Source organism: Anaerococcus sp. Marseille-P3915 (genome assembly GCF_900258475.1).
Classification (GTDB): domain Bacteria; phylum Bacillota; class Clostridia; order Tissierellales; family Peptoniphilaceae; genus Anaerococcus; species Anaerococcus kampingae.
In genome coordinates, this window is the sequence record NZ_LT984888.1 from 1 (window position 1) to 13,889 (window position 13,889).

At 34.2% G+C, this 13,889-nt stretch carries 14 protein-coding genes; 13 read left to right on the forward strand and 1 reads right to left on the reverse strand.

What is annotated here, in order from left to right:
* A partial coding sequence (locus C8269_RS07755; RefSeq protein ID WP_158698396.1) for an IS3 family transposase occupies nt 1-191 on the forward strand: 191 nt, incomplete at its 5' end.
* A gap of 62 nt (nt 192-253) precedes the next feature.
* Here the strand turns inward: C8269_RS07755 and C8269_RS07760 are convergent.
* Nucleotides 254-1,063, reverse strand: a complete 810-nt coding sequence (locus C8269_RS07760) for a Cof-type HAD-IIB family hydrolase (RefSeq protein ID WP_106461159.1) — start codon at nt 1,061-1,063, stop codon at nt 254-256.
* Between the two features lie 130 nt (nt 1,064-1,193).
* Between C8269_RS07760 and C8269_RS07765 the strand changes: the two genes are divergently transcribed.
* The 12 genes from C8269_RS07765 to C8269_RS07820 all read left to right on the forward strand — a co-directional run bounded on the left by C8269_RS07765 (nt 1,194) and on the right by C8269_RS07820 (nt 13,884).
* A complete protein-coding gene (locus C8269_RS07765) occupies nt 1,194-3,086 on the forward strand; it encodes a BglG family transcription antiterminator (protein WP_106461160.1) in 1,893 nt (630 codons plus the stop codon).
* Complete coding sequence (locus tag C8269_RS07770; RefSeq protein WP_106461161.1) at nt 3,076-3,411, forward strand: PTS lactose/cellobiose transporter subunit IIA; 336 nt, start codon at nt 3,076-3,078, stop codon at nt 3,409-3,411. Before C8269_RS07765 ends, C8269_RS07770 begins: the two co-directional genes overlap by 11 nt.
* On the forward strand, nt 3,408-3,725 hold the full coding sequence (locus C8269_RS07775; RefSeq protein WP_106461162.1) for a PTS cellobiose transporter subunit IIB: 318 nt from the start codon (nt 3,408-3,410) through the stop codon (nt 3,723-3,725). Before C8269_RS07770 ends, C8269_RS07775 begins: the two co-directional genes overlap by 4 nt.
* Nucleotides 3,726-3,732: 7 nt before the next feature.
* On the forward strand, nt 3,733-5,088 hold the full coding sequence (locus C8269_RS07780) for a glycoside hydrolase family 1 protein (protein ID WP_106461163.1): 1,356 nt from the start codon (nt 3,733-3,735) through the stop codon (nt 5,086-5,088).
* Complete coding sequence (locus C8269_RS07785) at nt 5,081-6,394, forward strand: PTS sugar transporter subunit IIC (protein WP_106461164.1); 1,314 nt, start codon at nt 5,081-5,083, stop codon at nt 6,392-6,394. The genes C8269_RS07780 and C8269_RS07785 overlap by 8 nt, the downstream gene beginning before the upstream one ends.
* Before the next feature lie 141 nt (nt 6,395-6,535).
* Nucleotides 6,536-7,201, forward strand: coding sequence for a PRD domain-containing protein (locus C8269_RS07790; protein ID WP_106461165.1), 666 nt, complete (start codon nt 6,536-6,538; stop codon nt 7,199-7,201).
* Nucleotides 7,202-7,219: 18 nt separating this feature from the next.
* Nucleotides 7,220-7,381, forward strand: coding sequence for a PRD domain-containing protein (locus C8269_RS07795; RefSeq protein ID WP_106461166.1), 162 nt, complete (start codon nt 7,220-7,222; stop codon nt 7,379-7,381).
* A 9-nt stretch (nt 7,382-7,390) separates the two neighbouring features.
* Nucleotides 7,391-9,247 (forward strand): glucose PTS transporter subunit IIA, encoded by a 1,857-nt coding sequence (locus C8269_RS07800; RefSeq protein WP_106461167.1) that lies wholly within the window; start codon nt 7,391-7,393, stop codon nt 9,245-9,247.
* 1 nt (nt 9,248) lies between these two features.
* On the forward strand, nt 9,249-10,721 hold the full coding sequence (locus C8269_RS07805; RefSeq protein WP_106461168.1) for a glycoside hydrolase family 1 protein: 1,473 nt from the start codon (nt 9,249-9,251) through the stop codon (nt 10,719-10,721).
* Between the two features lie 90 nt (nt 10,722-10,811).
* Nucleotides 10,812-11,714 (forward strand): alpha/beta hydrolase, encoded by a 903-nt coding sequence (locus C8269_RS07810; RefSeq protein ID WP_106461169.1) that lies wholly within the window; start codon nt 10,812-10,814, stop codon nt 11,712-11,714.
* A gap of 8 nt (nt 11,715-11,722) precedes the next feature.
* Nucleotides 11,723-12,319, forward strand: a complete 597-nt coding sequence (locus tag C8269_RS07815) for a histidine phosphatase family protein (protein ID WP_106461170.1) — start codon at nt 11,723-11,725, stop codon at nt 12,317-12,319.
* A gap of 95 nt (nt 12,320-12,414) precedes the next feature.
* Nucleotides 12,415-13,884 carry a hypothetical protein gene (locus C8269_RS07820; RefSeq protein ID WP_106461171.1) on the forward strand — a complete coding sequence of 490 codons (1,470 nt, stop codon included), beginning with the start codon at nt 12,415-12,417 and terminating at the stop codon, nt 13,882-13,884.
* Nucleotides 13,885-13,889 lie beyond the last annotated feature (5 nt).

Here is a 13,889-nt window from a genome sequence, read left to right on the forward strand (position 1 = left end):
GTCTAGACAATTCTCCAATGGAGAACTTCTTTGGAATATTGAAACAGGAAATGTATTATGGAGAAGATTTTAAAAGTTATGATCATTTAAGAAATGAGATTGAAAAATATATAAAATGGTACAATGAAGATAGGATTAAAACAAAATTAAACGGAATGTCTCCTGTTATGTACAGATTACATTCCGCTTAAAATATTATTAAATTATTCCGTGTTTACGGGTTCAGGTCAATATGACTTTCCTTTTTCAGTATCTATTTATTTAAAAGCTCATTTTCAAGATAGTAAGCAATTCCATCTTCATCATTAGATTTAGTAATGTAATCACCAATCTCTTTTACAACATCAGGAGCATTACCCATCACAACACCCACACCAGCCGCCTTAAGCATAGCAAGGTCATTTCTCTCATCTCCAATAGCAATAGTATCCTTAATATCTATTCCTAAATACTTAGCCATCTCTATAAGAGAATTCCCCTTATCAATGCCCTTTGGCATAACCTCATAGAAAAATGGTGTAGACTTGGCAGTTGAAAACTTACCTTCAAATCTCTCATCAAAAATCTTAATCTTTTCATCTATTATGCTAGGATCAATTGAAAACAGAATCTTATTTGGACTAAAATCAATATTATAAGATAAGTCCTCAACTACCTCATAAGTATTATGATCAGCATGGGCAATATCAGCTATAGCATAGGTATCTTCTGAATTTGTCACAATGCAAGTATCAGTATAAAGAAGATAAGTCATAGAGTTTTCTTCAGCAAAAGCTAAAATCTCCTTAGCAGTATCTAAGTCTATTGAATGGTCAATCAATACTTCTTTAGTTTCATAATCAATAACCTTAGCCCCATTAAAGGTACAAATTAAGCCATTATGCTTATAAAAATTAAGCATATCTGCATACATAGAAACCCCAATAGGGTCCCTACCGGAAGCTATAACGAGAGTGTGACCAGCATCCTGTGCCCTCTCCAAAACCTCTCTAGTCCTATCTGTAATCTCATTATTCGAATTTAATAGTGTTCCATCTACATCAAGTGCAATTAATTTTCTCATAAATCCTCCTACATATATTATAGTATAATATTATGTAAATTCGAAACAAGAAAATTCCACAAGCATGAGGAAAATGTTTGAGTGGAGGTTTGTGAACCCTTTCCATATAATATAAGTACAAGGTGGTTATATGATTGAAACAAGACTAAAACAAATATTTGACTACCTAACTCTAGACTATGATTTTCACACGTCTAAAGAGATAGGAGAAGTAATGGAATTATCTTCCAAAACAATAAGAAAGGAGATAAACCAGCTTAACTCTGTAATTAAAGATAAGGGGGCGATAATAGAATCTAAACCAGGAAAAGGTTATATATTCAAGATAGTAGATAAGGATAAATTTAAGAACTTTTTAAAAAGTGATTGGTATAAATACGCATACTACCAACAAGAAAGCGGAGAAAAAGACATCAGGTATGAGAACATCCTAAAAATGCTCCTCTTCTCCAACTCTTATATCAAGCAATTTGAACTAGCAGAAATTTTTCACATAAGCGAATCACAAATAAACAAAGACCTCCCCTATGTCAAAGAAATACTAGCAACTTACGACTTAAACTTAATTTCAAAACCTTACTATGGCATGAAAATAGAGGGAAGCGAAAAAAACATTAGACTAGCAATAAAAAATGAAATAGGAGAAGATCCAAGTTTATTTGATGATGATGAAAATAAGGAACTCTTCAACAAAATCCAGTCAATAATAGATAATATAGATTTTGGCGAAGACTACTATATGCCTTATGTAAACTTCAAAAACCTAGTAATCCACATCTATATATCAATCCTAAGGATAAGACAAAAAAAATTCATATCCCTACCAAAAGATATAGAAAGCAAAGTCACATCCTATGAAGAATTTAATTTAGCAAACAAGATTGTCAATAAGCTAAAAGATGAGCTAAATATAGACATACCTAAGCAAGAACTAGTCTATATCACCATGCATCTAATAGCAAAAAACACAATCAGAGACCAAGAGAAAATATCTACAGAAATCCTAGAATTATCTCAACAAATAATCGATGAAATCTACAGGGTATCAAGGTGTGACTTTAGAGCAAATATAGACTTCTATTTCTCCCTAGCCATCCACTTAGGACCTTTGATAAATAGGATAAAATATGGTTTTGATATGAAAAATCCAATCCTAGAAGACATCAAAGATAACAAAGTCCCATATCTGATGGCAACAATAGCAGCAAATACCATCAACGAAAAATACAAAACTAAACTATCAGAAGATGAAATTGGCTATCTAGCCCTTCATATAATGGCAGCCATAAACAACAATAACTTAAATAAGAAAAAAATATTAATAGTATGTGGCTCAGGCAATTCATCAGCCCAAATAATGAAGGCCCAGCTAAATAGACAATTTAAAAACAATATAGAAGAAATTGTAATAACAGACCTTAGAAATCTAAAAAATATAGATCCAAGCAATTATGATTTAGTGATTTCTTCAGTCGAATTAGACCAATGCTGCGATATACCCGTAGTATATGTAGATATAATATTTTCTAAAATAGACCTAGAAAATATCAAAATAGCCTTCGATGATACAAGGCTTGCAAAGATATACGACATCTTCGCAAATTCAGTATTTGTAAAAGTTAATAAATTTAAAAATAAACTTGAAGTCCTAAGCTTTATCGCAGAAACAATCGAAGAAAAATCAGGAGTAGACAAAGAAATAGCTCTAAGCCAGCTAAAAGAAAGAGAAGGACTTGGTCAAACAAGCTTTGATAATATAGCAATCCCCCACATCCTAGATCAGGTAAGGGGTGATTCCTACTCCATAATAATAATCTTAGATAAGCCGATAAAATGGAATAAAGAAGAAGTCGACTTGGTATACTCTCTAGTAATAGGTGAAAACCTAGGAGATATGGGCCTATATTACGAAAAACTAGGGGATTTCTTATCAAATCAAAAACTAATAAAAATGGCAATGAATTCTAAAAATCAAATGGAATTTATGAATATATTCATCAAAGGAGGTAATGATGGAAACTAGCGAAAAAGTTTACGAACTAGCATTCAACATCATAGTTCATGCAGGAGAAAGCAGAAGCTTATCATCAGAAGCCATGGATGCAGCTGAAAACTATGATTTTGAAAAGGCAGAAGAGCTTCTACAAAAGGCAAACGAAGAATTTCTAAAATGCCACGAAGTTCAAACAGACATGCTAACAAGAGAAGCAAATGGCGAAGAAAATGAGATAAACGTAATTTTAATCCACTCTCAAGACCATTTAACCATGGCAACAATGGCCATGGACAATGCTAGAAGATGGATCAAAATAAACAAAAAATTACAAAAATTGGAGGAAAAGAAATGAAAAAAGTAATGTTGATTTGTAACGCAGGAATGAGTTCATCTTTGATGGCAAAAAAAGCAAGTGAATACTTGGCTTCTAATGGCTACGATATTAAAGTAGATTCCACTACTTCTGCAGAGGCTGAAGATATATTCAATAATTCAGAATATGACATGATTTTGGTAAGTCCACAAATAAGAATGCTGTTTAATGAATATAGCAAAAAAGCTGAAGAAAAGGGTAAGGAAATAGCACAAGTTGGTTTTGATGCATACTCACCTACTTCAATGGGAATCTCAAAGATGGCGAAGTTAATAACAGATAAGATTGGATAGTAACATAATGAATAAATTTTTATGGGGTAATTCTACTTCTTCAATGCAGACAGAAGGAGCCTATAATGAAGGAGGAAAAGGCCCATCAGTATATGATATTAGAGAAGCTACTGCAAACACAAGCGATTGGAAGGTAGCCATAGACGAATACCATAGATATGAAGAAGATATAAAACTCATGGCGGAAATGGGGATGAATTGCTATAGGTTCCAGGTTTCTTGGTCAAGAATATTTCCAGAGGGAGAAGGAAGGGTAAATGAAGAAGGCCTAGAATTCTATGATAAATTAATAGATAAATTAATAGAATATAATATAGAACCAATGATATGCCTTTATCACTTTGATATGCCTCTAGCATTATATGAGAAATATGATGGATTTTCTTCAAGACATGTAAAAGATGAATTTGTAAAATATGGAAAACTTTTAGTAGATAGGTTCCATCAAAAAGTTAAATACTGGATAACATTTAACGAACATAACCTTTATACTATGGATATGGGCTTTAAAATAGCTGGAAGCAAAAAAGAACATACACTTGAGAATATTTATAATATCCAGCACTATACTTTGCTTGGACACGCTGAGATTGCTAATTACATCCACGATAAGTATAAAGATTTACAAATTGGTGGTATGCTTGCTTATTCACCTTATTATCCTGCAAGCTCAAAACCGGAAGATGTTCTTATATCCAATCAATATGATAGATTTTTAAGTAAGTTATATATTGATATTTTTAGCGGAAGAAATTATCCTAAATTTTTCATAAATTACCTAGAAAAAAATAACATAAAGATTGATTATACACATGAGGATTCACTTGTATTTGATAAAGTAAAATCTGATTTTATGTCATTTAGCTATTATCAATCAACAACTGTAAAAGCTAATGGAAAAGATTTCAATACTTTAAAAATGGATCAAGTAATTGATAATGAATTTGTTGATAGAAGCGAGTGGAATTGGGAAATTGACCCTGTAGGTCTTAGAATATCTATGGAAAATATTTTTGCTGATTCAAACGTACCCGTTTTTATAATAGAAAACGGATTAGGCATAAGAGAAGAATTACCTGAAAATGAATTTATTGAAGATGATGAAAGAATTACTTATCACGATAGCCATATTAAAGAAATGAAAAAAGCTATGAAAGAAGGAGTAGACTGTATTGGCTACCTAGGATGGGGGCTTATAGATATACCTTCTTCATCAGGAGATATGGATAAAAGATATGGTGCTGTCTATGTAAATAGAGATAACCATGATCTTAAAGATTTAAGAAGAATAAAGAAGAAAAGTTTTGAGTATTTTAAAAGCATATTTAATCAAAATATATTAAAGGAGACAAAAAATGACTGAAAATAATAAAAGAAGCTTCATGGATAAATTTACAGAAGCCGCTATGAAATTTGGTGCACAAGTCCACCTTAGATCTCTTAGAGATGCTTTTGCTATAATGATGCCTTTGTTCATTTTAGCAGGTCTTGCAGTATTGATAAATTCTGTAATATTTCCAAAAATTTTAAGCGAAAGCTCTTTACAAACTGCTGGATATTGGGCAGTATCTATAGCTAATGCAACTTTGAATGTATCTGGCCTAATTCTTTGCGGAATCATAGGATATACCCTTTCAAGAAATAAAGGCTATCAGAGCCCTTATACATGTGTAATGATTGCAATAGCAGCCCTTATAGTGATGATGCCTCAAACCTTAAAAATAGCTGCAGCTGATGGTACAGAATTTGAAGCTGGTGGAATCTTAACTTACGGAAACCTAGGCACATCATCAATGTTTGCTGGAATAATAGTAGGACTATTATCTACAGAGATATATCTAAGACTTTCAAAAATAGATAAACTAAGAGTAAACATAGGCGGAGATGTTCCACCTCAAGTAAACGCATCTTTCAATAATATGATTCCTGCAATGTTAACTATTATTGTTTTCTCTTTAGTTAGCTTCGGACTTTATGCAGCATTTAAGACAGACCTTATAACATTAATAACAACAATGATACAAGAGCCTCTAAGAAAGATTAATACATCACTAATAGGTACTGTTCTTATATACAGTTTCGGAAACTTCTTATTCACATTTGGTATACACCAAACAGTAGTAAATGGTACAATACTTGAACCTCTATTACTTGTTAATATGAACGAAAATATGGCCGCTGCTGCTGCAGGAAAAGAAATTCCACATATTATTAACTCAACCTTTGTACCAACTTTCGGTATGATGGGTGGAACCGGATCAACAATCTGTCTATTAATAGCTGTTTTTATATTTTACAGAAAGAATCAACAATATAGCGAATTAGGTAAACTTGCTATAGCACCTGGACTATTTAATATAAATGAACCAGTAATATTCGGTTTTCCAATAGTATTCAACCTTCCAATGATGATTCCATTTGTTTTAACTCCTGCTATAGGAATTATTGTAGCTTACTTTGCAACAGCAATTGGATTTATGAATAAATGTACAGTTCTTGTTCCATGGACAACACCACCACTACTAAACGGATTCTTAGCAACTGGTGGAGACTTCAGAGCTGTGATAGTTCAATTAGTGATAATAGTTATAGGCGTGCTATTATATCTCCCATTCATGAAGGTAAGTGCGAGAGTAAGCAAAGAACAAGCAGAATCCATGAATAATTAAAGAAAACATTTGTATTTTTTCTAAAATATGATATAATTTAGTTATCATATCTAAGGATAGTAATTCAAATGCGAAGCTAAACCTGTATGTGTACTTGGGGATAAGTATGCGTACAGGTTTTTTTGATTAAAGGAGGTGTCGATGAGAATTAAAAAAATATTAAATAATAACGCATTGATTGCTATCGATGATAAGGGTTATGAAAAAGTTTTGATGGGTAAGGGTATTGGTTTTGCTAAAAAAACTGGAGAAAATATTGACTCTAACCTCGCTAATCAGATTTTTTCTTTGGATGGTAAGGATTTTGATAAAGATCTTGCTGATATTATTGGTTTGATTCCTCTTGAGTATTTTAATGTCAGTAAGGATATTTATGAATTAGCCTGTAAAGATCTTAGCAAGAAGATAAATCCATCTATGATTGTATCTCTTGCAGATCACATCTATTACGCCAAAAAGCGTTTGGATAATGGATTTAATATTCCTCCATCTACCCTCCTATATGACATGAAGCTATTATATAAGGATGAGCTTGAACTGGCCTATAAGGCTATCGATATTATTAATAATAATTTAAATATTGATTTTCCAAAGTCTGAGGCTTCTTATATTGCCATGCATATAGTAAATTCTGAAATAGAATTTTCCGCTAATGCTGATGCTATGAAAGTGTCTAAATTTATAGACGAAATTTTAAATATTATGAAGTATGACCTAAACCTCGAATTTGAAGAAGACACGAGCTTTTTCTACAGATTTGTTAGTCATCTAAAATATTTTGCTATAAGAGTTTTTAATGATAATTAGGTTGAGGATAAGAATGTTTTGGAATTTTTGAAAATTATTGATGCTAATCACCCAAAAATAGGAAGAGTTGTTGCGAAAATTTCTCAGTATATCACCGATAGATATAACTACGACATCAATGATGAAGAGAAGCTATACCTATCCATGCATATTAGTAGACTTTTAAATTACAAAGATTAAGGAGAATTTATGAAAAAATATAGGCCTTTGGCTGAAGATATTATTGCCCATGTTGGTGGCAAGGAAAATATTACTGGTCTTACCCATTGTATTACAAGACTTAGATTTGAACTTAAAGACCAATCTAAGGCAGATGATGAATATTTAAAAGACCGTGATGGGGTTGTTACTATAGTTAAAAACCCTTCCCAATATATGGTTGTTATTGGGGAACATGTTGGCTCTGTTTACGAGGAGGTTGTTGATATACTCGGAGGAGGAATTAACGATAAAGAAAATAATGAAAAAGTCCCTTTATCTAAGCAAATATTGCCATTTATTATGGGGACTCTTGCTCCAATTATCTTCCTACTTTCTGCAAGTGGTATTATCAAGGGTATCTTGTCTATCCTTGTGATGGCAGGTGCTCTAAATGCTGAATCAGGTATTTATACTTTAGGCTATGCTATAGGTGATGGTATTTTCTACTTCCTACCAGTTTTACTTGGTATAAATGTAGCTAAATATATAAAGATGGATATACTAATGGGTGCTCTAATAGGTGCTATTCTTTGCTACCCTACAATCAATGGTGTTGACCTTAACTTTATGGGCAAGGTTGTAAACCTTACCTACACAAACTCCATGCTTCCAGTTCTAGTTACTGTTTTATTTGCAGGCTTTGTTGAAAAATATGTTAAAAAAATAATCCCAGAGATGATAGCCTCTTTCATAGTTCCTATGATCGTTCTAATAATTTCTGTGCCAGCTGGTTTCCTAATTTTAGGTCAAGCCGCTAACTTTGTTGGTGACCTTGTTGCAAATGGAATGAATTTTGTTTACGGACTAAGCCCTATCCTAGGTGCTACAATTCTAGGTGGTTTATGGCAAGTTCTTGTTATGTTTGGTATTCATATGGCAGTGGTTTCTGTACCAATTATGAAACTTGCTCAAGGAGTTCCTTCAGAGATGATGGGCGCTCTTTTCGGACCAAGCTTTGCTGTTATGGGTATTACTCTAGGCGTTTATCTTAAAACTAAAAATCAAAAGATGAAAGAAATAACCATGCCAGCCTTTATCTCTACCATATTCGGTATAACTGAACCATCTATGTATGGTCTTATCATCCCTAGACCTACCCTCTTTAAATTAACTATTATTGCTGCCGCAGTAAGTGGCTTAGTTGGAGGAATATTTAGAAATACAACTTATGCTATGTCAGGCCTTGGTATCTTTGCAGCAATAGGAATGATTTCTCCTGAAGGTGGTGGACTTATAGGAATAGCTGCACAAATGATTATTCCTATAATAGTCGGTGCTATCCTTTCATTTATAAGCTATAGCGATAAGAACGATCCTGTAGTATTAAAACAAAAAGAAAAGAAAGAAACTACAGAAGTAAGTCCTGTAGAAAATTTATCTGATGTTGAAATCAAAATTACTTCACCTGTAAAAGGCAAGGTTGAAGATATCAAAAATTCTACAGATGAGGTCTTCTCATCAGAGGTCCTTGGAAAAGGTGTTGTAATCTATCCAACAGAAGGCAAGGTCTTTGCCCCAACTGACGGTGTAATCAAAAATATTTTTGACACCAAACATGCCATATCTTTCCTATCAAATGATGGTGCTGAAATATTAATGCACATCGGTATTGATACAGTCAAGCTAAATGGCGAAGGCTTTAAAGCCTATGTAAAAAATGGTGATGCAGTTAAAAAAGGTGATTTACTAATTGATTTTGACATTGACCTTATCAAAGAAAAAGGCTTTAGTCCAGAATCACTTATAGTAATTACTAACCACGATTCCTATGATGAGTTTAATATAGTTGAAAATAAAAACGTTGATATTAATGATGAAATAATCAGCGTTAAGAGAGGCGAATAAAATGACATTTCCAAAAAATTTCCTATGGGGCGGCGCTACAGCCGCCAACCAAGTAGAAGGAGCTTATGATGAAGGTGGCAGAGGTAGAGCTCTTACCGACTACACCTTGGCAGGATCTGTAGAAAAATCTAGAGTTGTAACTTTCCTTGATGAAAATGGCAACTATGCAGAAAGTATCCATATGGCAGAAAAACTTCCAAAAGGTGCAAAGCTTCATATTTTTGAAGATAAATACTATCCAAACCAAAAAGCCATAGATTTCTACCACAATTATAAAGAAGATATCAAGCTATTTGCTGAAATGGGCTTTTCTATATATAGGATGTCTATTTCTTGGCCAAGAATTTATCCAAATGGTATAGAAGAAAAACCAAATCAAGAAGGTCTAGACTTCTATAGGAAAGTATTTGAAGAGCTTAAAAAATACAATATAGAACCCCTTGTCACAATCAGCCACTACGATAATCCAGCCTATATAGATAATAATCTTGGGGGTTGGGCTAATAGGGAAATAATAGATTTATATACAAAGTATTCCAAAACCGTAATGGAAGAGTATAGGGACCTTGTAAAATACTGGCTAACCTTTAACGAAATAAATGTAGAACTAATGATTGCCGAACTATTAGGTCACTCTGATAAATTCGATAGAAAAAAGGCCTACCAAGCTCTTCATAATCAAATGATAGCAAGTGCAAAAACAGTTATTAATGCTAGAGATATAAATCCAGATTTCAAAGTAGGTTGTATGATAGCTGGCTTTGTATGCTACCCATTAACTTCAGATCCTAAGGATATCCTACTTGCTCAAGATAAGATGCAAAGAAATTTCTGGTATCCAGCAGATGTCATGGTTAGAGGAGCTTATCCTTACTATACTAAAAAGCTTTGGGAAGAAGTTGGTCTTGAATTTGCTATCTCTGAAGAAGATAAAAATATTCTAAAAGAAGGAAAAGTTGATTACTACACCTTCTCTTACTACAGCTCTCAAGCTGTCACAGTTAACCTAGATGAGGCAGAGATCTCTAAAGGTAACTTTGCATCAGGCGTCGTTAATCCATATCTAACATACTCTGATTGGGGTTGGTCAAAAGACCCAGATGGATTAAGATATATCCTAAATGAAATATATACTAGATATCAAGTTCCAGTTATGGTTGTAGAAAACGGTCTTGGCGCCTATGATAAGGTCGAAGACGATGGCTCAATAATAGATGATTATAGAATTGACTACATGAAAGATCACATAGTCGCTATGGACCAAGCTATAAAAGATGGTGTTGATTTAATAGCCTATACCTCTTGGGCTCCAATAGACCTAATCTCAGCAGGTACAGGTCAAATGAGCAAAAGATATGGATTTATCTATGTAGACCTAGATGATGAAGGAAATGGAACACTTAAGAGAAGCAAGAAAAAATCATTTGACTGGTATAAAAAAGTAATAGCTTCTAATGGTGAAGATTTAGATTAATCAAATACCTCCACGGATTTCCAGTGGAGGTTTTATTTACGCTTTAAAAATGTAAAATACTTATAAGACAAAAGGAAGGAATATTTTTACATGACCAAGGACCTCTACCCAAACCATACCTTAGAAGAAATCATAAATGACATGGATACAAATGACAGAAAGCGACTTGCTAAACAGGATTATCCTACAGATGGGGTGATTGTTAAAGCTGATCTTGCATATATTGATGATGGGGATGATTTTCACCTTTTTGATATTTATTATAATGAAGAAAATTATGGCAAGGGCCTGCCTACTATAATAAATATCCACGGCGGCGGCCTTGTTTATGGGAGAAAACAGCTAGATAAGAATATGAACATCGACTTTGCCAGGGCTGGTTTTAATGTCGCAGGACTTAATTATAGGTTAATTCCCCAAGTTAGCCTTAAAGAGCAAATCTCTGATATTATAAGTGGTATTTCTTTTATTTATAAAAATCATGAGAAATTTGACCTAAATATGGATAAATTTTTTATAAGTGCCGATTCAGCAGGGGCCTATTTGGCTATAGCTGCCTTTGCAATCATAAACAGTGGCGAACTTCAAGATTTATTTGGGATTTTCTCCCCAAAGATTGAAATTGATGGCATGGTCTTTATCTCCCCTATGACTAAGCTTGCAGATGATGGGTCATTTTCTACAATCAATGACTTTGTAATAGATGGTTTAGACCATGATGACTTAAAAACTTATGCTAAAAACATGATTAAAATTTTTGATAAGGTAAGTCCTTGCCCAATTTTTATCCAAACTAGCAAGGAAGATTTTATCAGGGACCATTCATATGAACTTAGGGATTATCTAGACAATAGAGGCGCCTTTTATGAATTTGCCGACTTTGGCAAAGGAATAAACCAAGCCCTCGGCCACGTCTTTCCCGTTTGCTATCCAAAATTTCCAGAGTCTATTATGGCCATAGGCCAGATGGTTTTATTTTTGAAAAATTTATAGGAGGAGTTATGAGAAAATTATATATAGTTAGACACGGACAAACACTTTTTAATCTCAAGGGCATGACCCAAGGATGGTGTGATTCGCCCCTTACAGACCTTGGTATCCGACAAGCCAAGAAGGTTGGGGAGTATTTTAAGGAAAACAATATAAAATTTGATGAGGCTTATTCATCTACCCAGGAGCGAGCTTGCGATACACTTGAGCTTATAACAGACATGCCTTACAAAAGAGTCAAGGGCCTTAAAGAGTGGAATTTTGGCATGATGGAAGGTGAAGCTGAAATCCTCCAAAAAGTACCAAGACGTCCTGACCAAATGACCCACGAAGATTTTTTCGTACCTTGGGGTGGCGAAAGCGATAAGGAAGTTGCATCTAGAATGAGTAGGACAATCAAAGAAATCCTTGAAAAGTCTTCTGCCAAGACCATCCTTATGGTAAGCCACGCTGGCGCCATGTGGACCCACGTCCTTTCAACCTTGGATAATCCGCAAAGAGATAAACCAGGTCACCTAGGAAATTGTGCTATACTTGAATATGATGTGGACGATGCTAACAAACTTAAATTTGTCACAATCCACGAACCTGCCAAGGATGTAAAATAATCTTTATCTCCTTCCTTAAATAATATTTCTAAAGAGTGAGCTAAAAAACGGGTAAAAATTATAAAAAGAAGTCGCTTAAAACAAAGGAAGGTATTATGGCTAATAAAATTTCGACTAGAAAAGATTTAAAATTTCAGGATTTTAAGAAGGGGGACTTGGCTCGTCGTTTTGCCCGTATGGCTAGGATTTGTTCCAATCTTGATATTCCAATGCTTATTATTGTAGATGGTTGGGAATCTTCTGGTAGGGGCTATGTGATTAAAGAGCTTGTCAGCGAGCTTGCCGCCAAAAATTATGATGTAGAAGTCTTTGATAAGGAAGAAGCCTTAGATGATACTTATCCATTTATAAGGAAATTTTGGATAAACATTCCTAAAAAAGGCCATATCAAGGTCTTCGACAGGTCTTTTTATTACAAAATTTTTGAAAACCTAGAACTTTCTGATAAGGAAATTGAAAAAAGAATTGCCTCTATCAAAAAAGTGGAGAAGGCACTTTTCGATGATCAGACAATAATTCTTAAATTTTTCCTAAATGTAGATGAAAAAGAGCAGAAAAAAAGAATAAAAATCCTTAAAGAATCAGTCAAAAAAGATTTTTATATAGATGGTTTGGACCAGGCCCAGCAGAAAAATTATGGCAAGTACGAAGACCACTTTGCAAGGCTTTTGGAGAAGACTAGCTTTTCTTATTCTCCATGGGATATTATAGATTCAAATGACAAGAAAACTTCCGCCAAGGAGGTCTTAGGCCTAGGTGTAGAAAGGCTTAGTCAGGGTCTTGAGAGAGTTATCAGGCAAAGAGAGGATAGCAAAAATACCCAAAGGTCTTATCAAGAAACTGAGTCGATTCTAAAAAATCTCGACTTGAACAAGACCATAAGTGATGAGGACTATAACAAAATCAAAGATGACCTCCAGGATGAGGCTGCCAAGCTCATGTATAAATATTACGAAAAGGGCATTTCAACAGTCCTTGTCTTTGAAGGAGTCGATGCTGCTGGCAAGGATGGGGCTATTGAAAGGCTTATAAAAGAAGTAGACCCAAGACTTTATACAGTCCATGGCATATCTGCCCCAAGCAAGGAAGAGTTAGATCACAACTATCTCTGGCGTTTTTATAAAAAGCTCCCCCAAGATGGCTATGTAGGAATATTTTCTAGGTCTTGGTATGGTAGGGTCATGGTTGAACGTGTTGAAGGCTTTGCCAAGACCAATGAATGGGACAGGGCCTATGGAGAAATCCTAGATATGGAAAAGGAAATCTATGATCATGGCAGCTTAATTATTAAATTTTTCGTTGTGATTGATAAGAACGAGCAGCTTAAACGCTTTGAGGCCAGGGAAAATGACCCTGATAAAAATTACAAGATAACCGATGAAGATTGGAGAAATAGGGACAAATGGGACGCCTACATCGCAGCCATGGATGAGATGCTAAAAAGAACAAATGCAGCCTATGCCCCATGGATAATTGTAGAGGGCAAGCAAAAGAAATACGCAAGGATTAAGGTCCTTAGAGAATATATAAGACTAGCCAAAGCCCACCTTAAAGAATTAGATTAGGAAAA